At 70.8% G+C, this 22843-nt stretch carries 18 protein-coding genes; 10 read left to right on the top strand and 8 right to left on the bottom strand.

Going from position 1 to position 22843, the window contains the following annotated elements; translation table 11 throughout:
- Positions 1-31 precede the first annotated feature (31 nt).
- Complete coding sequence (locus tag ACGF12_RS03765) at positions 32-1003, top strand: diacylglycerol/lipid kinase family protein (protein WP_393025017.1); 972 nt, start codon at positions 32-34, stop codon at positions 1001-1003.
- A gap of 368 nt (positions 1004-1371) precedes the next feature.
- A complete protein-coding gene (locus tag ACGF12_RS03760) occupies positions 1372-1623 on the top strand; it encodes a WhiB family transcriptional regulator (RefSeq protein WP_014138019.1) in 252 nt (83 codons plus the stop codon).
- Positions 1624-2051: 428 nt separating this feature from the next.
- On the opposite strand, the gene ACGF12_RS03755 is transcribed toward ACGF12_RS03760, so the two are convergent.
- The 7 genes from ACGF12_RS03755 to ACGF12_RS03725 form a co-directional block, all read right to left on the bottom strand.
- Entirely contained in the window at positions 2052-3572 is a 1521-nt protein-coding gene (locus ACGF12_RS03755; protein WP_387629037.1) for a sensor histidine kinase, read from the bottom strand.
- A gap of 439 nt (positions 3573-4011) precedes the next feature.
- Positions 4012-5070 carry an SIS domain-containing protein gene (locus ACGF12_RS03750; RefSeq protein WP_393025013.1) on the bottom strand — a complete coding sequence of 353 codons (1059 nt, stop codon included), beginning with the start codon at positions 5068-5070 and terminating at the stop codon, positions 4012-4014.
- 176 nt (positions 5071-5246) lie between these two features.
- Positions 5247-6560, bottom strand: a complete 1314-nt coding sequence (locus tag ACGF12_RS03745) for an extracellular solute-binding protein (protein ID WP_393025010.1) — start codon at positions 6558-6560, stop codon at positions 5247-5249.
- 423 nt (positions 6561-6983) lie between these two features.
- Positions 6984-8537 carry a glycoside hydrolase family 3 protein gene (locus ACGF12_RS03740; protein ID WP_393025007.1) on the bottom strand — a complete coding sequence of 518 codons (1554 nt, stop codon included), beginning with the start codon at positions 8535-8537 and terminating at the stop codon, positions 6984-6986.
- Between the two features lie 6 nt (positions 8538-8543).
- Positions 8544-9374 (bottom strand): carbohydrate ABC transporter permease, encoded by an 831-nt coding sequence (locus tag ACGF12_RS03735; protein WP_393025004.1) that lies wholly within the window; start codon positions 9372-9374, stop codon positions 8544-8546.
- Positions 9371-10396 (bottom strand): carbohydrate ABC transporter permease, encoded by a 1026-nt coding sequence (locus ACGF12_RS03730; RefSeq protein ID WP_393025001.1) that lies wholly within the window; start codon positions 10394-10396, stop codon positions 9371-9373. Before ACGF12_RS03730 ends, ACGF12_RS03735 begins: the two co-directional genes overlap by 4 nt.
- Before the next feature lie 89 nt (positions 10397-10485).
- Positions 10486-11766: an extracellular solute-binding protein gene (locus ACGF12_RS03725; RefSeq protein WP_393024997.1), complete on the bottom strand. Its 1281-nt coding sequence runs from the start codon at positions 11764-11766 to the stop codon at positions 10486-10488.
- A 336-nt stretch (positions 11767-12102) separates the two neighbouring features.
- Between ACGF12_RS03725 and ACGF12_RS03720 the strand changes: the two genes are divergently transcribed.
- The 4 genes from ACGF12_RS03720 to ACGF12_RS03705 all read left to right on the top strand — a co-directional run bounded on the left by ACGF12_RS03720 (position 12103) and on the right by ACGF12_RS03705 (position 16195).
- Positions 12103-12894, top strand: coding sequence for a GntR family transcriptional regulator (locus ACGF12_RS03720; protein ID WP_393024994.1), 792 nt, complete (start codon positions 12103-12105; stop codon positions 12892-12894).
- A 481-nt stretch (positions 12895-13375) separates the two neighbouring features.
- On the top strand, positions 13376-13639 hold the full coding sequence (locus tag ACGF12_RS03715; protein ID WP_393024991.1) for a DUF3311 domain-containing protein: 264 nt from the start codon (positions 13376-13378) through the stop codon (positions 13637-13639).
- Positions 13636-15246, top strand: coding sequence for a monocarboxylate uptake permease MctP (gene mctP / locus ACGF12_RS03710; protein ID WP_393024988.1), 1611 nt, complete (start codon positions 13636-13638; stop codon positions 15244-15246). Before ACGF12_RS03715 ends, mctP begins: the two co-directional genes overlap by 4 nt.
- 154 nt (positions 15247-15400) lie before the next feature.
- Entirely contained in the window at positions 15401-16195 is a 795-nt protein-coding gene (locus ACGF12_RS03705; RefSeq protein WP_393024985.1) for a histidine phosphatase family protein, read from the top strand.
- 13 nt (positions 16196-16208) lie between these two features.
- Here the strand turns inward: ACGF12_RS03705 and ACGF12_RS03700 are convergent, their stop codons facing one another.
- The gene (locus tag ACGF12_RS03700) at positions 16209-17159 is read right to left on the bottom strand and encodes a helix-turn-helix domain-containing protein (RefSeq protein WP_393024982.1); all 951 of its coding nucleotides are present in this window, start codon (positions 17157-17159) and stop codon (positions 16209-16211) included.
- A gap of 400 nt (positions 17160-17559) precedes the next feature.
- Between ACGF12_RS03700 and ACGF12_RS03695 the strand changes: the two genes are divergently transcribed.
- From ACGF12_RS03695 to ACGF12_RS03680, 4 genes are all read left to right on the top strand, one after another.
- The gene (locus tag ACGF12_RS03695) at positions 17560-18054 is read left to right on the top strand and encodes a GNAT family N-acetyltransferase (RefSeq protein WP_393024980.1); all 495 of its coding nucleotides are present in this window, start codon (positions 17560-17562) and stop codon (positions 18052-18054) included.
- A 121-nt stretch (positions 18055-18175) separates the two neighbouring features.
- Complete coding sequence (locus tag ACGF12_RS03690; RefSeq protein ID WP_393024977.1) at positions 18176-19240, top strand: DUF2510 domain-containing protein; 1065 nt, start codon at positions 18176-18178, stop codon at positions 19238-19240.
- A 261-nt stretch (positions 19241-19501) separates the two neighbouring features.
- On the top strand, positions 19502-21499 hold the full coding sequence (locus ACGF12_RS03685; protein WP_393024975.1) for a glycosyltransferase family 2 protein: 1998 nt from the start codon (positions 19502-19504) through the stop codon (positions 21497-21499).
- Positions 21499-22818 (top strand): glycoside hydrolase family 26 protein, encoded by a 1320-nt coding sequence (locus ACGF12_RS03680; RefSeq protein ID WP_393024972.1) that lies wholly within the window; start codon positions 21499-21501, stop codon positions 22816-22818. Before ACGF12_RS03685 ends, ACGF12_RS03680 begins: the two co-directional genes overlap by 1 nt.
- Positions 22819-22843: the final 25 nt, after the last annotated feature.

The raw sequence follows: 22843 nt of genomic DNA, 5'->3' as shown, positions 1-22843 counted from the left end.
GTCGGTCCGTACCGACCCGTAGGCTTTCCCCATGCGCGCTCTCCTGGTCGTGAACCACAAGGCCACCACCACCAGTGGCCGGACCAGAGACGTGCTGATCCACGCCCTGCGCAGCGACCTCAAGCTGGAGGTCGCCGAGACGCAGTACCGGGGCCACGCGCGCGACCTGGCCCGTGAGGCGGCGCAGGACGGCACGGTCGACCTGGTGGTGGCGCTGGGCGGTGACGGCACCGTCAACGAGGTGGTGAACGGGCTGCTGACACAGGGCCCCGGCGAGAAGGTCCCGCGACTGGCCGTGGTGCCGGGCGGTTCGACCAATGTCTTCGCCCGCGCGCTGGGCCTGCCCAACGACCCGGTGGAGGCCACCGGCGCCCTGCTGAACGCGCTGGAGCAGGGGCAGGAGCGGCCGATCGGGCTGGGCAAGGCGATGACCGACGGCCTGCCGGACCGCTGGTTCACCTTCACCGCCGGCCTCGGCTTCGACGCCGGGGTGGTCGGCCGGGTCGAGGAGCAGCGCCAGGCCGGGCGCAAGTCCACCCACGCCCTCTACGTGGGACAGGCGATCCGGCACTACTTCACCCAGCGTGAGCAGCGCCGCAGAGGCCCGGTGACCCTGGAACTGCCGGGCCACGAGGCCGTGCCGGGCCTGGTCCTGGCGATAGTGAGCAACACCTCGCCGTGGACCTTCCTCGGCAACCGTCCGGTCTACCCCTCGCCGCTCGCCTCCTTCGACACGGATCTGGACATCTTCGGAATCACCGTGATGACGGCGTTCGGTACGGCTCGAACGATCCGTCAGATCCTGCGGTCGCACGCGCCTTCGAGCGACGGCGCCCCGGCGGTCGGCCCGTCCGGAAAACACGTCGTCTCCTATCACGACGTCAAACACTTCACCTTGGTTTCCCAGGAACCCGTCCCATTCCAGGTGGACGGGGACCATCTTGGAGACCGGAGTCGCGTCAGTTTCACAGGCGTACGGCGGGCACTGCGTGTGATTGTGTGACCGGAAGTGGGGTTCACCCTTCTTCTCGAACGCACAAGCCCCCTTCACTCCATAGAAGTACTGGCTGTGAGCTAGGCGACACCGAAGAATCAAAAATTCCTCCCCGAAGGGGGTTGTATCCGAGCCCGAGGTTTGCGAACCTCTACATGGCGATCGGGACGCATCGCAGCGACGGCGACTCCGGAACCACAGGAGCACCGACCGTGGGGTGTCCCTCGAATCGCCGAATCCCCCAAGCACAGACCACCCGGGCCCGGCGGGCCTTTGGTCTCTTTTGCTGTTGTGGGATTCGTGAAAGCGTTCACATTCACAAGCCATTCGATTATGCCGATCGGGCCACCCCCCGCGGCAGGAGGAGTTGGACGACCATGGACTGGCGCCACCGCGCTGTCTGCCGCGAAGAGGACCCGGAGCTGTTCTTCCCGATCGGGAACACCGGTCCTGCTCTGCTGCAGATCGAGGAAGCCAAGGCCGTGTGCCGCCGCTGCCCGGTGATGGAGCAGTGCCTCCAGTGGGCTCTCGAGACCGGCCAGGACGCCGGCGTCTGGGGCGGTATGAGCGAGGACGAGCGCCGCGCGATGAAGCGCCGTGCCGCCCGCAACCGCGCCCGCACCGCCTGATCAGCCCCGTCTGATCACACGCCGTAGCATCAGCAGTAACCGCCGTACCGATCAACACATGATCAAAGGCTTCCCTGCACCTCCTGGTGAAGCCTTCCGCACAAAGGGCCTTGCCTGGCGAGGTCCCGCGACACCGGGCCGTCCAGCCACTTGATACTGTTCACTGAGAGCAATATTGTGGAGCTGAGGCGCTCACCGTGTGCAACGCACCGGCGAGGTGTCGCACCACCCAGAGCCCCCGTTCCGGCCGACTCCCCCCGACGGCCGGAACGGGTTGAGAGGCCCTGTCGACCCACCCCCCCCGGTCGACAGGGCCTCGTTTCTGTTTCCGCGCCCGTCGCGTAAGGGCTTGCGGAGTGCGCACCCGGCGCTTCCGCCGAGCGCACGCCCCGACCGAGCGCCCCGATGCGACGAATTCCCGGCGGGCCTCAGCGGACCGGGATCTCCAGGATCACCTTGGTGCCGCCGTTCGGGCCGGCCACCATGTCGAAGGTGCCGCCGAGCTCGCCGGTGGCCAGCGTCCGGACGATCTGCAGCCCGAGGTTGCCGGCCGTCTTCGGGTCGAATCCCTCCGGCATGCCGCGGCCGTCGTCCTGCACCGTGATCAGCAGGTACTCCTCCGGCCGGGCACCGCCGTTCCAGCTGTCCGACCAGCCCATGCCGGTCGCCGGCGCCCGTCCGCGCAGCGCGCTCACCTCCAGGTTCCCGGAGGCCGTAGGGCCGAAGGCGTGCTCCAGCGCGTTCTGCAGCAGCTCGGTCAGCACCATCGACAGCGGGGTCGCCACCTCGGCGGAGAGGATGCCGAAGCTGCCGGTGCGGCGGGTCGCGACCCGGCCGTCCTGGGACAGCTCCATCACCATCGCCAGCACCCGGTCGGCGATCTCGTCGAAGGCCACCTGCTCGTCCAGCGCCTGGGAGAGCGTCTCGTGCACGATCGCGATCGAGCCGACCCGGCGCACCGCCTCGTCCAGCGCGGCCCGGCCGGACTCCGACTCCATCCGGCGGGACTGCAGCCGCAGCAGCGCGGCGACGGTCTGCAGGTTGTTCTTCACCCGGTGGTGGATCTCCCGGATGGTGGCGTCCTTGGTCATCAACTCGCGGTCACGGCGGCGCAGCTCGGTGACGTCCCGGCAGAGCACCAGCGAACCGGTCAGGGTGCCCTTGGGCTTGAGCGGGATCGCGCGCAGGGTCACCACTCCCCCCTGCGCCTCCACCTCGGTCTGCCGCGGCGCCCAGCCGCTGGCCAGCTTCACCAGCGCCTCGTGGACGGCCGAGCGGGACGGCGGGGCGAGGTCGGCGGTGGCCCGGCCCAGGTGGCTGCCGACCAGGTCGGTGGTGAGACCGAGCCGGTGGTACGCGGAGAGGGCGTTGGGGCTGGCGTAGGTGACGACGCCGTCCGCGTCCAGCCGGATCAGTCCGTCGCCGACCCGGGGCGCGGCGTCCATGTCGGCCTGCTCGACGCCGGGGAACGGGAAGCTGCCGGCGGCGATCATCTGGGCCAGGTCGGAGGCGCTCTGCAGGTAGGTGAGCTCCAGCCGGCTGGGGGTGCGGACGGTCAGCAGGTTGGTGTTGCGGGCGATCACCCCGAGCACCTTGCCCTCGCGCCGGACCGGGATGGACTCGACCCGGACCGGGACCTCCTCGCGCCACTCCGGGTCACCCTCGCGCACGATCCGCCCCTCGTCGAAGGCGGCGTCCAGCAGCGGGCGGCGTCCGCGCGGGACGAGGTGGCCGACCATGTCGTCCTGGTAGGAGGTGGGTCCGGTGTTGGGCCGCATCTGCGCCACCGAGACGTAGCGGATGCCGTCCCAGGTGGGGATCCACAGCACCAGGTCGGCGAAGGAGAGGTCGGAGAGCAGCTGCCACTCCGAGACCAGCATGTGGAGCCATTCCACGTCGGCCCCGGTGAGGGTGGTGTGGCGGCGGACGAGTTCGTTCAGCGAGGGCACATGGCGAGCGTAGCGCCGCCGGTCGGGGCCGGGCGCGGCGGACCGTGCGGTGGCCGTCGCTGACTGTCCGGAGTTGTTTAGACCAATTTCCCGGTCGACCTGGACAACCCAGATTGGTCTAGTCCACAATGAAGGGCACCAAGGAGAGACCCACCGCGCAACTGCCCTGACCGCGCGCGGCCTTCTCCTCGGTCGGACACCACCGAGTGAGGACCCCGCACAGTCCTCGGTCGACTCCGGTGCCCGACGACAGCTCCGGGCTGCGGTGCCGCACGGGTTGAGGGTCCCGTGTCGGCGCCGTGGCCCGTAGTACTTTCCGGACACTTCACCGTCAGCGGCGGACCGTCGGGCCCCCCATCGAAACCATGTTCCGCCGCTCACAGGGCCGGCCCCCGTCCACAGCCTGTGGACGGGGGCCGGTTCGATCCGGCTGCGCTTGTCAGCGGGTCTCGGTGACCTTGGCGAGGGCGCGCGGGGCGTCCGGGTCCTGGCCGCGGGCGATGGTGACCTCGTAGGCCAGGTGCTGCAGCGGCATGATCTCCAGGATCGGCTGGACCTCCTCGGGCACGCCGGCCGGCAGCGCGAAGCCCGCCGAGGCGGCGTCCACCTGGGCCTGCTGGCCGATCACCACGAGGTCCGCGCCGCGCCCGCGCAGCCGGTCCAGTACCGGCTGCAGGGCCTCTCCGCCCTTGCCGTCCGGGACGATCGCGATGACCGGCGAGACGTTGTCCACCATGGCCAGCGGGCCGTGCAGCAGGTCGGCACCGGAGAACGGGGTGGCCGGGATGTACGTGGTCTCCATCAGTTTGAGCGCCGCCTCGCGGGCGGTCGGGTAGCCGTAGCCGCGCGAGGTGATGACCAGGCGCTGGGCGAAGCGGTAGCGCTCGGCCAGCGCCTTCACCTCGGCCTGGCGGGACAGCACGCCGGCGGCCAGCGCGGGCAGCCCCTCGGCGGCCGAGCCGTCCCCGCCGCGCAGGCCCTCGACCAGCAGGTATAGCGCCAGCAGCTCGGCGGTGTAGGTCTTGGTGGCCGGCAGCGCCTTCTCCGGCCCGGCCAGCACGTCGATGTGGAACTCGGAGACCTCGGCCAGCGGGGAGCCGGGGTTGTTGGTGACGGCGAGGGTGATCGCCCCGGCCTCGCGGGCGGCCTTGGTGGAGGCGACCAGGTCCGGCGAGCCGCCGGACTGGCTGACGGTGATGACCAGGACATCGGTGAGGTCCGGCTTGGCGCCGTACGCGGTGGTGGTGGACATCGAGGTCAGGCCGGCCGGCTTGCCGAGCAGGATCTCGATCAGGTACTTGGCGTAGAGCGCCGCGTTGTCGGACGTGCCGCGTGCGGTCAGCAGGACGAAGCGGGGGCTGCGGGCGGCGATCTGGGCCGCGATGTCGCGGATCTTGGGCGCGCCCTCGTCGAGGATGCGCTGGAGGACGGCCGGCTGCTCGGCCATCTCCGCCGCCATGATCCGGCCGGGAACGGAAACAGTCTGCGGGTCGGACATCTGGATGTGCCTCCGATGAGATGGGTCCACCCCGCCCGGGCGGTCACCCGACGGGGATCTCTACGGCGGCGAGTCCGCACACTCGCTGCGGTCTTCCTGGCTTCCTGGTTTCCTGGCGCAATCCTACGAGGGCGCCCCGCGCCGGGCACCCCCGGACCGGCAGCGGCCTTGCGGTGTCAGGACGGGTTGTTGATCAGCTGGTCGATCGCGGCGTCGGCGTCCTTGGTGGCCTGCTCCACGGACTTGCCCTTGAGGATCGAGGTCAGCATGTCGGGGATGATCTTCTGCTTCTCCACCGCGCCCCAGCCGGGCGCCAGCGGGGTGAACCAGGCGTCCGGGACGGCGTTGGCCGCGGCGGCGGTGGTGGGCTTGTTCTTCAGCGGGTTCAGCTGGGTGAGGTTGTTCGGCAGGATGTCCTTGTCGGCCAGCGCCTGCTCGGACTTGGTGCTGGTGAACATCCGGATCCAGTCGGTGGCCAGGGCCGCCTGCGGGGACCTGGCGGTGACCGCGAGGTCGGAGCCGCCGATGAAGGTGGGCAGCGGCTTGCCGTCCGGACCGGGCATGGTGGCCACCTTGACGGCGTCCTTGAGGCTCGGGTCGCCGGTGACCGGCGCGGTGACGCCGGCCGCCTCGAAGCCGTTGCCGTAGAAGGAGGCGGCGTGCCCGCGGGCCATCGACTCGGACTGGTTCTGCTCGTTCACCGTCAGGTCGCCCTTGTTGTACTTGCGCACCAGGTCGGCGAAGTGGCTGATGCCCTGCTGGGATCTGGGGTCGTGCAGGGTGCCGTGCCAGTTGCCGGCGCTGTCGAACTTGGCGATGCTGCCGCCGTACGCGGCCACGTAGCTCATCGCGGCGTACCAGTACGGGCCGGGCAGGTAGAGCGGGGAGAAGGTCCTGTCGGCCTTGTTCTTGTCGGCGATCCGGTCCAGGGCGGCCAGCAGGTCGGCCTCGGTCCTGGGGAACTCCGCGCTGCCGGTGGTCTGCTGGAAGCTGGTGGAGTTGTAGATGGCGACCCGGGCACCGGCGTAGTACGGCACGCACCACAGCTTGTCCTGATAGGTGCAGGTGTTGGCGAGCGCCTTGATCCAGGTGTCGGAGTTGTCGAAGGTGGTGCGGTCCACCGGGGCGAGCGCGCCGGAGAGCACGTACTTCATGGTCTCGGTGTTGCCGAGTTCGACCACGTCGGGGGCGTTGCCGTCGGCGAGGGCCTTGTCGAGCCTGCCGACCTTGTCGGCCCAGCCCTGGTAGACCAGCTTGAGGCTGACGCCCGGGTACTTCGCCGCGAACCCGTCGTTGACCCGCTGGACGATGTCGGGCCAGTTCTTCTGGGCATCGTCCATCAGCCAGACGGTGACGGTGCCGGTGGCGGCCTTCGGGTCGACGGCGGAGCCCGTGCCACCTCCCGAGGGCGAGCCGGACGAGGAACAGGCCGTCAGTCCGGCCACCAGGGCCGCGATCCCGAGCGCGGACACGAGCTGACGCTTCTTCACGCCATCCTCCGAGGGTGTTCAAGAGCCGGTGATGCCCGCCGACAGCGTGATGGGCGCCCGCGGCGGAGAGTCCGGACAGGGGCGGCGCAGGGCTTCGAGGAGGGCGCGGCACCACATCCGGCGACGTTCGAATTCGAACCGGATGCATGGACTCTGGCCTAGACCAAGTGTGGTGTCAACGGCCAACAGCCCCTGCTTCCAGGGCTGTTGCAGAGCCGTTGTACCGCGCGTCGATCAGTCGCCGGACCGTCACCCTCGGTGGGACCTGAGGCGGATTCAAGGCGCACTCGAGGGAACACGGCCACCCGACGAAAGCGCAGGTGGACACCGGGGGAACGGGACGGGCCCGACGTGCGGCATGCGCACGGCGGGCCCGTCGGCCGACGCCTCCCGGACACGGCCGGTGACGTCTCGTCGATCCGTTCAGCCGATCGCTCCCGGCTGCCCGGTGAGCACCTCCACGGCCGCCAGCCCGCAGACCCGGGCGGCGCCGTGGGTGGCGATGTGGAGCGCGCCGATCGGCTCGGACTGGGGCAGCCCCATCTCCACCACCGCGGCGTCCGGCCGGGCCGCCACCAGGCGGCTCAGTGCGGCGGACATCCACGCGTGCCGGTGGGCGTCCCGGACCACCAGCACCAGGCGGCGGCCCTCGGCGTCGGCCACCAGCTCGGCGACCAGGGCGTCCAGCAGCTCCGGGGCGGCCTCGGCGGCCGACACCTCGCGGGTGCGGGTGCCGGGGAAGCGGTCCGCCAGCATGCCGGCCACGCCCCACGGGGTGACGTCGCCGACCGCGATGTTCGGCTCGTCCGAGAACGAGGCCACGTACGGGCGCTCGCTCACCGGCAGCACCTCACGGCCCGGCGCCCGGACCACCCGCAGCGCCCGGCGCGCGGCCCGCAGGCCCACCGCCAGGTCCGGCTCCACCCGCTCGCCCTGGGCCGAGATCCGGCCCCAACTGCCCAGCGCCCGGACCCGTTCGGCGGCGTCCGCCAGCCGCTCCTCGGTGAGCCGGCCGGAGCGCACGCCCGCCACGATGGCGTCGCGCAGCATCAGCACGGTCTCCTCGTCGGCCAGCCCGCCGCCGACGCAGATCGCGTCCGCGCCGGCCGCCAGGGCCAGCACGGTGCCCTCGCCCATGCCGAAGGTGTCGGCGATGGCGCCCATCTCGATCGCGTCGCTGACGATCAGGCCCTGGTAGCCGAGGCCGCCGTCGGCCGGGGCGGCGCGCAGCAGGTCGCGCAGCACGGTCGGGCTCAGGGTGGCCGGCAGCATCGGGTCCAGCGCCGGGATCATGATGTGGGCGGTCATCACGGCCTTGGTGCCGGCCGCGATCGCGGCCTGGAACGGCACCAGGTCGCGGGCGCGCAGCACGTCCAGGTCGACGTCGATGACCGGCAGGCCGTGGTGCGAGTCCACCGCGGTGTCGCCGTGGCCGGGGAAGTGCTTGGAGCAGGCGGCCACGCCGGCCGACTGCAGGCCCTCGACCCAGGCGGCGGTGTGCCGGGCGCACAGCTCGGGGTCGGCGCCGAAGGAGCGGACGCCGATGACCGGGTTGCGCGGGTTGGAGTTGACGTCGGCGGTGGGCGCCCAGTTGTAGTTGACGCCGGCCGCGGCCAGTGCCCGACCCAGCTCGCGGGCGACGTCCCGGGTCAGCGCCGGGTCGTCGATCGCGCCGAGCGCCAGGTTGCCGGGCCAGGACGAGCCGGAGCCCGCCTCCAGCCGGGTCACGTCGCCGCTCTCCTCGTCGATGGCGATCAGGAGGTCGGGGTTCTCCGCGCGCAGCGCCCGGGTCAGCGCGGAGAGCTGGTCGAGGTCGGCCACGTTGCGGTCGAACAGTGCGACCGAGCCGAGCCCGGCTGCCAGGTGGCGGCGCAGCCAGGCCGGCGGCTCGGTGCCGACGAAGCCGGGCTGCAGGACGGTCAGGGCGTCGCGGTGCAGCTGGTCGCTGTCCGGGGCGGTGGGGACGAGGATGCTCACGTTGGCTCAGCCCTTCACGGCGCCGTCGGTCAGACCGCCGACCGCCTTGCGCTGCAGGAAGAAGAACAGGATCAGGATCGGGACCGCGAAGAGGGTCGACGCGGCCATGGTGGCGCCCCAGTCCGTGCCGAAGTTGGTCTGGAAGGACGACAGCCACAGCGGCAGGGTCTGGCTGTCGGGCTTCTTGTTCAGCCACAGGACGAGCGGGAACTCGTTCCACGCGGTGACGAAGCCGAACAGCGAGGTCGACATCAGGCCGGGGGCCAGCAGCGGGAAGATCACCTTCAGGAAGGCCTGGGTGCGGGTGCAGCCGTCCACCATGGCCGACTCCTCCAGCTCCTTCGGCACCGCGGCGATGAAGCCGCGCAGCGTCCAGATGGTGAAGGGCAGCACCATCATCATGTAGAAGGCGGTGAGCGGGACGAGGCTGTTCAGCAGGTCGTTGTCACGGGAGAGCATGTAGACGCCGATGGTCATGACCTCCCACGGCGCCATCTGGGCCGCCATGACGACCAGCACGAAGGACTTGCGGCCGCGGAACTTCATCCGGGCGACGGCGAAGGACGCCAGGGTCGCGATGAGCAGCGAGATGAGCACCGCGCCGATGGTCACCGTGAGGCTGTTGGTGACGTACGTCCAGAAGTTGTCGGCGTGCACGGCCCGGTCGAAGTGGGCGAAGGTCGCGTCCAGCGGGAGGAAGACCGGGGTCCGGCTGATGATGTCCTTGTCCTGCTTGAAGGACGTGGAGATCATCCAGTAGACGGGGAAGACGAAGAAGACGAAGAGGACGACCGCGATCACGTTCGGCCAGGTACGTCCGATGAGCGAGCGCCTCACAGCTCGTCCTCCTGCTTCAGGATGATGCGGAAGTAGTACGACATCAGCGCGGCCAGCATCAGGATGGTGAGCACCGCGATCGCGGAGCCCGCACCGAAACGCTGGGCTCCGATGCCTTCCAGGAAGGCGTGCACCGGCAGCGTGCGGGTCAGCCCGTCCGGTCCGCCGTGGTTGATCAGGTAGACCTGGGTGAAGGCCTTGAACACCCAGATGATCTCCAGGAAGGTCGTGGCCAGGAAGAAGGGCTTCAGGCTGGGGAAGACCACCGCGGTGAAGGTCTTGACGGGGCCGGCGCCGTCCATCCGGGCGGCCTCGTAGAGCTCCTTGGGGATGGTGGTCAGCGCGGCGTACATGTTGATCGCCACGAACGGGATCGACATCCACACGATCAGCAGCACGATCACGAAGAAGGTCGAGTACTCGCCGCTGTACCAGTTGAAGTGGGCCATCGAGTGCCAGCCCAGCTGGTCCAGGAACCAGTCGACGACGCCGAAGTTCTGGTCGAAGAGCCAGGTGTAGACGGTGGTCGCGGCCACCACCGGCATCGCCCAGGCGAGGACCAGCGCGACCGACAGCGCCAGGCGCATCCTCTTGCCGAGGCGGCCCAGCAGCAGGCCGATCAGGGTGCCGCCGACCATGATCAGCACCACGTTGACCGCGGTGAAGCCGATCGTACGGCCGGTGACCGTCCAGAACTCCGAATCGGTCAGCTGCTCCTTGTAGTTGTCGAAGCCGTTCCACTCGGTCAGGTGCTGGATGAACTGCCGCTTGTTGAGGTTCTGGAACGACAGCAGGACCGTCTTGAGCAGCGGCCAGCCCAGCAGGCCGATGGTCGCCACGGTGGCCGGCAGCAGCAGCAGGTACGGCGCGAGACGGGCGCCGAGGCCCGGTTCGCCGGTCGTTCTGCCGGCCTTCCCCGAAGTGCTTCCGGTGCCGTCGCCGGCGATCGCGTCGGTGGTGGCCACGGCGGCCTTCCCTGTGCCCGGGGACTGTGTCCGCACCGGGTCCGAATGCACGGCCATCGTTCTCTCTTCCTCACGACCTGACCACGACGGACGGGCGCCGCCCACCGGCCCCCGCCGGGAGCCGGTGAGCGACGCCGCTCAACTGCTTACTGCTTGGTGTTGAGACGCTTCGCGATCTCGTCGTCGGCCTTCTTGGCCGCGGCGGCGTAGTCGCCGGTCAGCGCCGCGGTCAGGAAGTCCTTGATCGGGTTCGGCTCGTTCTCGACGTTGGTCCAGGTCGGAACGTTCGGGGTGATCGCGCCGTTGGCGGAGGCCGGCAGGGCGGCCTTGGCGAAGTCGCCGGCCACCTTGCTGTTGAGCGAGGTCTTGTTCGGGATGGAGCCGGCGGCGGCGAACAGGCCCTCGTTCTTGTCGCTGAGGGCAATCTTCAGGAAGCCCTTGGCGAGTTCGGGGTTCTTGGTCTGCTGGGCGATCGCCAGGTTCGAGCCGCCGAGGAAGACGCTGGACGGCTTGTCCGCGGTCTTGCCGGGCAGCGGGAAGTAGCCGATCTTGTCGGCGGCCAGCTCCTCGGGCTTCGGGACCTCCCAGCCGAGGCCGATGATGGTGCCGATGTCGCCCTTGGCGAAGACGTCCTTCTGCTGCGGGGTGGCCTCGTCCTTGTCCTTCGGGGCGGTGGCCGAGTAGCTCTGCAGCTTCTTGTAGGTCTCGAAGGCCTTCTGCGCCTCGGGGGACGACAGGCCGCCGGCCCACTTGTCGCCGTCCTTCTTGGCGAACTTGCCGCCCTCGGTGGTCAGCAGGCCGAAGTAGGTGTACCACTCCTGACCCGGCATGTAGAGCGGGTCGGTGACGCCCGGGACGGCCTTGACCTTGTCCAGGTCGGCGTAGAACTCGTCCAGGGTCTTCGGCGCGGCGGTGATGCCGGCCTTGGTCCAGATGTCCTTGTTGTAGGTCACCACGCGGTTGGTGAAGTACCACGGGGCGGCGTACTGCTTGCCGTCCAGGACCGAGGACTCGTTCAGGTTCGCGGCCCAGTCCGCGCCGCCCAGGTCGGTCTTGTCCTTGGTGATGTCGAGCAGGCCGCCGGTGGCCGCGTAGCCCGCCGTCTGGGTGTTGCCGATCTCCAGGACGTCGACCGAGCCCTCGGAGAGGCCGGCGGTGACCTTCTGGCCGATGCCGTTCCACTTCTGGGTCTGGATGTCGAGCTTGGCACCCGGGTAGGCGGCGGCGAAGTCCGCCTTGACGCTGTCCTCCCAGCCCTTGGGGGCCGAGCCGTCCATCAGCCACACGGTGAGGGTCTTGCCGTCGAAGTCCTTGGCCGCCGAGGACGAACCGCTCTTGCCGTCGTCGCTCTTGCCGTCCGAGCCGCAAGCCGCGAGACCGACGACCATTGCTGCGACGCCGACCGCCGCGATGAGCTGACGCTTCACGCCATCCTCCTGAGGGATGCCTGGGTTACCCCCGTCGGGCGGCAGCGGCAGACCCACACGAAGCGGGAGAATTGGTGCCGCGGACCCTGCGGGCGGGTGGGGGGATTCATCGTTACCGGCCTAGTGGTGTAGACCAGATGCCTGGAGCTTGGCCTAGACCAATGGGCCTGTCAACGGCTGTTCGACCGATCTCGACCACCCGTTATCAAGCCGACACCGCACATCGTTCATCGCGTGATGAGGTATTCGTTCCGTAGCCATACATGCAACGATGTGACCCGTTAACGATGTGGCGGGGCTGTAAAGGGCCCCGCGAGAAGCGGGAGAACAGGTCCGATGAGCAGCGACGGGGGAACCTCCGCCCAGGCCGACGACCCCGAGGTGAAGAACCTCCCGACGCAGGCCGGCGCCGACCCGACCGCGCGCGTCCCCAAGTACTACGGCCTCAAGCGCCACCTCCTCCAGCTGACCGAGACCCAGCCCGCGGGCACCCCGGTCCCGCCCGAACGGGCGCTCGCCGCCCAGTTCGACACCTCGCGCACCACCGTGCGCCAGGCCCTGCAGGAACTGGTGGTCGAGGGCCGGCTGGAGCGCATCCAGGGCAAGGGCACCTTCGTGGCCAAGCCCAAGGTCGCCCAGGCCCTGCAACTGACCTCCTACACCGAGGACATGCGCGCCCAGGGCCTGGAGCCCACCTCCCGGCTGATCGAGATCGGCTACATCACCGCCGACGACCGGCTCGCCCCGCTGCTCGACATCAAGCCCGGCGGCCGGGTGCTGCGGATCGAGCGGCTGCGGCTGGCCAACGGCGACCCGATGGCCATCGAGGTCGCCCACCTGTCCGCCAAGCGTTTCCCCGCCCTGCGCAAGAACCTCGGCAAGCACACCTCGCTGTACGCGGCGCTGCGCGAGGTGTACGGGGTCACCGTGGCGGAGGCCGAGGAGACCATCGAGACCACCCTGGCCAACCCGCGCGAGGCCGGGCTGCTCGGCTCCGACCTCGGCCTGCCGATGCTCCAGCTCTCCCGGCACTCCTTCGACGCCGAGGGCGCTCCGGTGGAGTGGGTCCGCTCGATCTACCGCGGCGACCGCTACAAGTTCATCACCCGGCTGAAGCGGCCGGAGTAGCCGTACGGAGCAGTCGTCCGACCTGGGCGCACTTCGCTCTTCGGGCCCCCTTCGCATCACGGGCACCGGCGCACGCGACCCGCGCGCCGGTGCCCGCGCCGTTCCGGCGCTTCGGCCCGGAGGCGAGCGGGCGAATCACCGCCCCGAGCCGAAGGGGCGCGCCGGTGCCGAAAGGGAGAAGGGCCAAGCCGCCGACGAAGGAGGTGGCGCAGTGCCCGCCGACCGTCGGCACCGGGTCCGAGCGCCCCGGAGGTGAGTGGGCGAATAGCTGTGTCCGGATGGCGGAAAGTTCCGCCATTCCGGTGACATGGATCACCTCATGCTCTAGATTGCGCAGCCGTACTGACTGCCGATCACCGATGGTGCTGCTCGGCGGGCCCGCGGGGGCGCGCGTCGGCTCCCGGGGCTGCGGCGCCGACGGCGAGAACCCTCCGGAGCGGAGCCGATGATGCCGTCTGAACAAGCCCCCACCGATCCTGTCATGCCCGAGCCAGCCGGGCGGCCCGTCCCGGCCGTGACCCCCGAACGGGTGCTGGCCGGGCTCGCCCTGCTCGTGCCGATCGTCGCGATGCTCTGGGTGTCCTCGTACGACAAGACCGACCCGGCGGTGGCCGGGGTGCCCTTCTTCTACTGGTACCAGCTGCTCTGGGTGCCGGTGTCGGCGGTCTTCACCGTCGCCGCCTACCTGCTGATCACCCGGGACGAGAAGGCCCGCGCGGCGGCCCGCCAGGGCGGTGCCCGATGAAGGACGTCAACGTCCCGGCCCTCGTGATCTTCGTACTGTTCTTCGCCCTGGTCACCGTGATGGGCTTCCTCGCCTCGCGCTGGCGCCGCGCGGACGACGCGGCCCACCTGGACGAGTGGGGCCTGGGCGGGCGCAGCTTCGGGACCTGGGTGACCTGGTTCCTGCTCGGCGGCGACCTCTACACCGCGTACACCTTCGTGGCCGTCCCGGCGGCGGTGTACGCGACCGGCGCGGCGGGCTTCTTCGCGGTGCCGTACACGATCATCGCCTACCCGCTGGTCTTCCTCTTCCTGCCCCGGCTCTGGTCGGTCTCCCGGGTGCACGGCTACGTCACCCCGGCCGACTTCGTCCGCGGCCGGTACGGCTCGCGGCCGCTGTCCCTGGTCGTCGCGCTGACCGGGATCCTGGCCACCATGCCGTACATCGCCCTCCAACTGGTCGGTATCCAGGCGGTGCTGGACGTGCTCGGCGTCGGCGGCGGCGAGAACGCCAACTGGTTCGTCAAGGACCTGCCGCTGTTCATCGCCTTCGGCGTACTGGCCGCCTACACCTACTCCTCCGGCCTGCGCGCCCCGGCGCTGATCGCCTTCGTCAAGGACGCCCTGGTCTACATCGTGATCATCGTCGCGGTGATCTACATCCCGATCCGCCTCGGCGGCTACGGGCACATCTTCAGCGCGGCCGCGGACCACTTCAAGCAGACCAAGGCCGGCTCGCTGACCGTCCCGGACAACAAGCAGTGGACGTACGCGACGCTGGGCCTCGGCTCGGCGATGGCGCTGTTCATGTACCCGCACTCGGTGACCGGCGTGCTGGCCTCCAAGTCCCGCAACACCGTGCGCCGCAACATGGCGATCATGCCCGCGTACTCGCTGATGCTCGGCCTGCTGGCGCTGCTGGGCTTCATGGCGATCGCGGCGGGCGTCGGCAGCGGCGTCAAGGGCTACAACTCCCAGCTCTCGGTGCCGCAGCTGTTCGCGAACATCTTCCCGGACTGGTTCACCGGCGTGGCCTTCGCCGCGATCGGCATCGGCGCGCTGGTGCCGGCCGCCATCATGTCCATCGCCGCGGCCAACCTGTTCACCCGCAACGTCTACAAGGACTGGCTCAAGCCCGCCGCCACCCCGGCCGACGAGACCCGCATCGCCAAGCTGGTCTCGCTGCTGGTCAAGGTCGGCGCGCTGGTCTTCGTGCTCGGCATGGACAAGCAGGCCGCGATCAACCTCCAGCTGCTGGGCGGCCTGTGGATCCTGCAGACCTTCGTGGCCATCGTCGGCGGCCTGTTCACCCGCTGGTTCCACCACTGGGCCCTGTTCGCCGGCTGGGCGGCCGGCATGGTCTACGGCACCTGGAAGGCGTACGGGATCGCCAGCCCGGCCACCAAGCACTTCGGCGGCAACGCGGACAAGATCCCCGGTATCGGCGAGATCGGCTACATCGGCCTGACCGCCTTCGCGCTCAACCTGATCGTCGCGGTGGTGCTCACCCTGGTCCTGCGCGCGGTCAAGGCGCCCGACGGCCCGGACGAGACCAAGCCGTCCGACTACAGCGCCGAGGCCGGCGACGACGAGCTGGAGAACGCGCCGGAGCCCGTAGCGGCGCACTGATTGCCGCTGCGCGCGCCCTGTGACCGCGCCGCCTTCTCCGTCAACACTGGAGAAGGCGGCGCGATCATATGTATGAACAGGCGTGCACGCCGGGCACCACCAGACCGGACCGGCAACCGGCCGGAACCTGATCGACCCACGGGGAGCTCGCGGCATGGCAGAACTCGGCACCACCCTCAACGGCCAGCACCAGTCCACCCAGAGCCCGCACCACCACGTCGCCGCCCACCGCCCGGCGTCGGCCACCCGGCTGCCGTCCGTGCTGATCGCCACCCGGCACGGCGAGTCCACCGCCAACGTCGAGTTCCAGCTGGCCGAGGCCGCCGGCGCGCTCAGCGTCCCGATCAGCTGCCGCGACGCCGACATCCCGCTGTCGCTGCAAGGCCAGCGGCAGGCCCAGGCGCTCGGCCGCTGGTGGGCCGCCCTGCCCAGCGCCGACCGCCCGCGCAGCGTCTGGTGCTCGCCGTACACGCGCACCGCCGAGACCGCCCGGATCGCCCTCGCCCAGGCCGCCGGGCTCGGCGCCGTCCCCGTCACCCTGGCCGTCCGCTACGACGAGCGGCTGCGTGACCGCGAACTCGGCGTCCTGGAGATGCTGCCGAAGGCCGCCATCGAGACCAAGCACCCCGAGGAGGCGGCCCGGCGGCGCAAGATGGGCGAGCTGTACTACCGCCCGCCCGGCGGCGAGTCCTGGGCCGACGTCGCGCTGCGGGTGCGCAGCCTGCTGCGGGACGTCTGCGAGGAGGAGGCCGGACGGCCCGTCCTGCTGGTCGCCCACGACTGCACGGTGCTGATGCTGCGCTACGCGCTGGACCGGCTGACCGAGCAGCAGCTCACCGCGCTCGGGCCCGTGCACAACTGCTCCACCAGCCTCTGGCGGGCCCAGGAGGGGCGGCTGCGGCCGGACCGCTGGAACACCGTCGACCACCTGGCCGCCGACACCGACTGACGACCGGGCGGGATCAGCAGCTGTCGGCGAAGCAGCGCCGGTAGGCCAACGGCGTGGTGCCCAGCCGGCGCCCGAAGTGGTGGCGCAGCGCGGCCGCGTTGCCGAAGCCGCAGCGCGCGGCGATCACGTCCACCGACTCGGTGGTCGACTCCAGCAGCCGCTGCGCCAGCAGCACCCGCTGCCCGGTCAGCCAGCGGTGCGGGGTGGTGCCGGTCTCCTGCTGGAAGCGCCGGGCGAAGGTGCGCGGCGACATGTGCGCCCGAACGGCCAGCTGCTCGACGGTGGCCTCCTCGTCCAGGTGGTGGCGCATCCAGTCGAGCAGCGGCGCCAGCGAGTCGCCGTCCCCCTGCGGCAGCGGACGGTTCACGAACTGGGCCTGCCCGCCCTCCCGGTGCGGCGCCACCACCATCCGGCGGGCGATCGCCCGGGCCACCTCCGCGCCCTGCACCTTGCGCACCAGGTGCAGACAGGCGTCGATACCGGCCGCCGTCCCCGCCGAGGTGACCACCGGGTCGTCGTCCACGTACAGCACGTCCGGCTCGACCACCGTCCTCGGGAAGCGCTCGGCCAGTTCCTCGCTGTGCCGCCAGTGGGTGGTCGAGCGGCGGCCGTCCAGCAGCCCGGCGGCGCCCAGCACGAAGGCGCCGCTGCAGATGGACAGCACCCGGCCGCCGTTCGCCACCACCGCGCGCAGCGCCTCCAGCAGCGGCTCCGGGTACCGCTCGCGGATCCCCGAGGCCGTCACCACCGCCAGGTCCGCCGCGGCCAGCCGCTCCGGGCCGTACGGGACGTCCACCGCGAAGCCCGAGTGGGTCGCGTGCGGGCCCGGACGGGCTCCGGCCAGCGCGAAGTCGTACCCGGGCAGGCCGTCCGCGGTGCGGTCCAGGCCGAAGACCTCGCAGGCCACGCCCAGTTCGAAGGGGTGGATCTCCTCCAGCACCACCGCGACCACGTTCCTCAGCATGCCGACCAGCATGCCCCGGCCGACCGGATGCGGGGAAGGGCCGGGGTGGCAGGATTTCGAGGCAAATGGTCATTCCTGCCACTCGTGGGCACCCGCGCCGCCCGGCCACAGTGGTGCCCATGGAACCCGGCACCCTCGCAAGCGCACTCGGCCTGGTCGGCGCCGTCGGCGGCTTCGGCCTGCTCGGCACCCTGATCGGCCGCGAACTCTCCCGCGGCCCCGCCTCCGGCCGCGACAACTACCACCGTCCGGGCGGCTACCCCGCCGACCCCGACCGCCCCGACCGGCTGTACGGCACCATGCCCGCCGCCTCGCTGCGCCCCTCCGCCGACCCGGCCACCCTCCCGGTCCGCTCCACCCCCGACATCAGAACCCCGCACGGCTCCGGCACACTTGCCCGATGGACTTCCTCATCCGCCAGGCCCTCCCGCGCGACCTCGAAGAGGCCGGCCGGATCACCGTCGAGGCCTTCGTCGGCGACGGCTACACCAAGCCCACGAGCGGTTACGTCGACCTGCTGCGGGACGCCGGACGCCGCTCCCGCGAGGCCGAACTCCTGGTCGCCGTCGACACGGCCGACGAACGGGTCCTCGGCTGCGTGACCTTCGCCGTCGGCGGCACCGAGTGGGCCGACATAGCCACCCCCCGGGAGGGCGAGATCCGGATGCTCGCCACCGCCACCGCCTCCCGCGGCCGCGGCGTCGGCGAGGCCCTGGTGCGCGCCACCATCGGCCGCAGCCGCGAACTCGGCCTGGCCGGCATGGCCTTCTCCACCCGCCCCGAGATGACCGCCGCCCACCGCGTCTACGAGCGCATCGGCTTCGTGCGCACCCCGGCGCGCGACTGGGCGCCGTACCCGGGGATGGACCTGATGGTCTACACGATGGCGTTCTGACGGCGTCCCGATCGCGCCTCGGAGTCCCACCGGGCACCCGGTCACGGGCGGAAGCGGCCGGCGTCCAAAGGCCTGTGACTTGAAATGACCATCTGATAGGGACGCTGCTAGGATCCGCCGCATGACGACGGGGAGTGCGCCTAGCGGCTGGTATGACGACCCTTCCGGCCAGCCCAACACGCGGCGCTGGTGGGACGGTTCCACCTGGACCGACAGAACCCAGGCCAAGCCCGGAGGCACCCCGGCGGCGCCGGGCCCGGCGCCCGCGCCGCCCACCCCGACCATGTCGTCCCTGCCGACCCAGACCGCCACGTCGGTCCCGCAGCCCGGACCGGCCGCCCAGCCCACGCCGGCTCAGCAGCCGCTCCAGCAGCCCGTGCAGCAGCCGAACCCGGTGCCGGGCCCCTGGCCCGCCGCGTCGGCGCCGCAGCCGATCCCGACCTCGGTGGTCTTCGAGACCGTCGAGCCGAACCGCGGCAAGAAGCGGGTCCTCCTGGCCGTCGGCGCCGTGGTGCTGTCCCTCGTGATGGCCGGCGCCGGCTACGTCGTCGGCCACAAGACCGGCGACTCGAAGTCGCCGACGGCGAGCGCCTCCCCGACGGCCGCGGGCGACCCCAAGAGCCCGAACGGCTTCATGGGCACCTCGCTGACCGGCGGCCAGACGCTCGCGGGCGGGCGCCAGGTCACCGGCCAGGACGGCAAGATGAACTTCATGGTGCCGCAGGACTGGCAGGTCCAGACCGACGCCAAGAACCCGAACGACATCCGGTACGCGGTCAACCCGTACGCCTGCGTCGGCCACGGCAACGGGGCCTGCACCCGCGGCCTGATCGTCCAGAACCTGCGTGTGTTCAACGGCGGTTGGTCCGACCCCAAGTCCCTCGTGCTCGGCATGGGCCAGCTCCTCTACAACGCCCGCTTCGGCTCGGACGCGCCCACCCCGCCGGAGCCGGTGAAGCAGTCGGCCGTCAAGATCCAGAACATGGACGGCTACCTCGCCCTGTGGCACGTGCCGATGTCGAGCGGCTCCTCGACCCCGGACAGCTACTGCGGCGTCCTGGAGGTCACCCCGGCGGCCGGCGCGACCACCGTGCCGGTGCTGCAGATCTGCCTGGACCAGGCGTCGGAGGCGCCGCCGCTGACGGTCATGGACCAGATCGCGAACTCCGTCAAAATCACGCCGTGACAGGCTGATCGGCCCCGCAGGCCCCGCTCTCCGGCGGGGCCTGCGGACGTTGCGGGCCGCAGGCCCCGCCCACCCCGGCTCTGACCGGCCGAACGCTGCCCGTATGCTGACCGCTTGAACGACAATCCGACCATGCCCATGTAAGAGCGTCGGCACCGCCGAAACGTCCAGCGACGGGCGGGTGACCACGGCCGACGGGCGGCGACAGAGCAGGAAACCAGCGGCTCCGGTGCGACGGAGCGGTTGTATGGGGGAATACCGGTGGACTCCACCAACGAACACGCGGCGAACCGGACCGGCCGGGGACGAGGGCGCCACGGACGCATACTCCCCCGGGCCCGGCACGAACGGCGGCTCGTCCGGCGGGACCTGCGCAACAGCGCCGCCCAGCGCGCCTACGTCGCCTGCGCCGACACCACCGGCCCGCTGACCCCGGGCGAGGACGGCGCCACCGTCCGCTACCGCTCGGTCTCCTCCCGCGGCGTCAAGTTCGTCATGACCGTCCTGGTCACGGCCAACGCGCTCGCCGGCCTCGTCTTCGTCGGCTGGCTGCTGCTGCCCGAGCACATCCCCGGCTCCGGCGTGGGCTGGTCTCCAGACTGGCGGATCAACCTGGCGCGCATCTGCTTCTGCGCCGTCATCACGGTCGAAGTGATCCGCCTGGTCCAGAACCTCGCCGTCTGGGTCTTCGCCTTCCGCGCCAAGGACCCCCTCCCGGTCACCCCGCCGCCCGGCCTCAAGGTCGCCGTGCTCACCACGATCGTGCCCTCCAAGGAGCCGATCGAGATCGTCGAGCGCACCCTCGAAGCGATGCTGCGGATCGAGTACGACGGCCAGGTCGACGTCTGGATCCTCGACGAGGGCGACGACGACCGGGTCAAGAAGATGGCCGCCCGCCTCGGCGTCCACCACTTCAGCCGCAAGGGGCGCCCCGAGTACAACCAGGCCGAGGGCGAGTTCCGGGCCAAGACCAAGTCCGGCAACCACAACTCCTGGCGCGCCGAGCACGAGCACGGCTACGACGTGGTGGCCCAGATGGACCCGGACCACGTCCCGCTGCCCTGCTTCCTGGAACGCACCCTCGGCTACTTCCGCGACCCCGACGTCGCGTTCGTCGTCGCCCCGCAGGTGTACGGCAACATGTACGACAACTGGGTCGCCCACGGCGCCTCCGTGCAGCAGTACCTCTTCTCCGGCCTCGTCGAGCGCGGCGGCAACGGCATGGACGCGCCGCTGCTGATCGGCACCAACCACCTGTACCGTCCCACCGCTTGGCAGCAGATCGGCGGCTACCAGGACTCGATCATCGAGGACCATCTGACCAGCATGCGGATCCAGGCTACCGTCAACCCGGAGACCGGCCACCGCTGGAAGGGCGTCTACACCCCCGACGTCCTCGCCGTCGGCGAGGGGCCGACCTCCTGGACCGACTACTTCAACCAGCAGAAGCGCTGGGCGTACGGCATCTGGGAGATCCTGCTCAAGAGCCGCCTGCGCTCCGGCCTCAAGCTGCGGCTGCGCCAGCGCGTGCTGTACGGGCTCGTCCAGTTCTACTACCCGAGCGTGGCGGTCAACACCGTCCTCGGCAGCCTCGCCACCTCCGTCTACCTGGCCCTCGGCGTCACCTCCATCCACCTCAACAGCACCCACTGGATGGCCCTGTGGGGCGCCAGCATGGGCAGTTGGTTCGTGCTGTGGCTGTGGCTGCGCCGGTTCAACCTGGCCGCGCACGAGCGGCGCGAGATCGGCATGGCCGGCATGGGCCTGGCCCTGTTCGCCGGCCCGGTGTACGTCGTCGCGGCGCTGGCCGCGCTGCTGCGCCGGCCGCTCGCGTACGCCGTCACCGCCAAGGGCGACCTGCGCAGCGCCGAGTCGCTGTCGACGTTCCGGCTGCACCTGCTGTGGGCGGCGGTCGCGGGCGGGCTGCTCGGGGCGAGCTTCACGCTCCACCACGACATCTGGATCCTGCGGTTCTGGGCGTTCGTCAGCCTGTTCACCGGGATCGCACCGGTCGTCATCTCCTTCGTCAGCGGCCGCCGCGAGGCTCGCGCCCGGCGCGCCGCCGAGGCGCACAGGAGCGCCGAAGCCGTCGAGGCGCCCGCGGCCCGGCCGCTGTCGACGCAGCGCGCCGAGTCCGTGCACGGCGAGTCCGGACACAGCGAGCCGGCGCGCGCCGAAGAGCCCGAGCCCGCCGAGGAGTTCGAGGAACTGCTGGAGCCCGCCCGGGCCGGCGGCCGCCGCGAGCAGGAGGTCCGCTGATGCTGCGGGTCACCGTCCCCCGGATCGCCGCCCTGGTCGCCCTGGCCCTGATGGTCGGGTACACCTTCGTGCTCGCGCCCCGACTCTCCCACAACCACGACCAGGCCCCGTACGGCTTCGCCGGCGCCGCCCCCACCGCCATGCCGAGCTGGCTCACCAGCGCCCTGGCCGCCTCCCCGACCGCCGCCCCCGCGACGGCCGCCCCCGGCGCCACGGCGGCCCCGTCCCCGACGCCGCCCCCGCCGCCGCAGTTCCCGCCGGCCGGCGAGGCGTTCACCGGCATCATGACCAAGACCGGCCCGTACGACCTCTCACCGCTCGACGACTTCACCTCCGCCGTCAAGCACCAGCCAAACGTGCTGGAGTTCTCGGTCGGCTGGTGGGACCGGACGTTCGACCGCCGGATCTTCGACACCGTCGCCCAGCGCGGCATCATGCCGATGGTCGCCTGGGAGCCCTGGGACTACCGCAAGGAGGCGAAGGAGGACAAGCTCCGCGGCGAGCAGCCCGAGTACACCCTCTCCAACATCATTGACGGGAAGTTCGACGACTACATCAAGACCTGGGCCGAGGGCATCAACGGCCTCGGCTACCCGGTCGCGCTGCGCTTCGCCCACGAGATGAACGGCTACTGGTACCCGTGGGCCGAGCAGGCCAACGGGAACAAGAAGGGCCAGTACGTCCAGGCCTGGAAGCACGTCCACGACATCTTCAAGCAGGTCGGCGCGACCAAGGTCACCTGGGTGTGGAGCCCCAACGTCGACTACGAGAACGCCACCAGTCTCAACACGCTGTACCCGGGCGACGACTACGTCGACTGGATCGGCCTGTCCGGCTACTACGGCACCACCGGCGTCGAGAAGTACAAGTCCTTCGACCAGATCTTCCAGCCGACCATCAAGGAGCTCCGGGACTTCACCCAGAAGCCCGTGGTGATCACCGAGACCGGGGCCACCGACACCTCCGGGCTCAAGGCGCAGTGGATCACCGAGATGTTCTCGGAGCTCCCCCAGCACCCGGACATCATCGGCGTGATCTGGTACGAGGCGCGCAAGGAGGTCGACTGGCGGGTCGCCGCGTCCGACGCGGCCTCCCAGGCGTACGCCGCCGCGGTCTCCGCGCCCCGCTACAACACGCCGTGGACCGTCCTCTCCGTGCCGGCCCTGACCGTCGCACCGCCGCCTCCCCCGGCGCCCGCCCCGGCGCCCGACCCGTCGCCGTCGGCCTCCCCGTCGGCCAGCGCCAGGCCCAGCGTCCCGGCCCGGAAGCCGACCGCCACCGCCACCCGGCCGCGGTCGAGCTCCACCCCAGCCGGGTGAGCGCGCCCCAGGCCCGGCCGACGGA

Source organism: Kitasatospora sp. NPDC048296 (genome assembly GCF_043201815.1).
Lineage (GTDB): Bacteria > Actinomycetota > Actinomycetes > Streptomycetales > Streptomycetaceae > Kitasatospora.
Note: the sequence above shows the minus strand (reverse complement) of the source record. Positions and strands in the feature narration are given on the sequence as shown.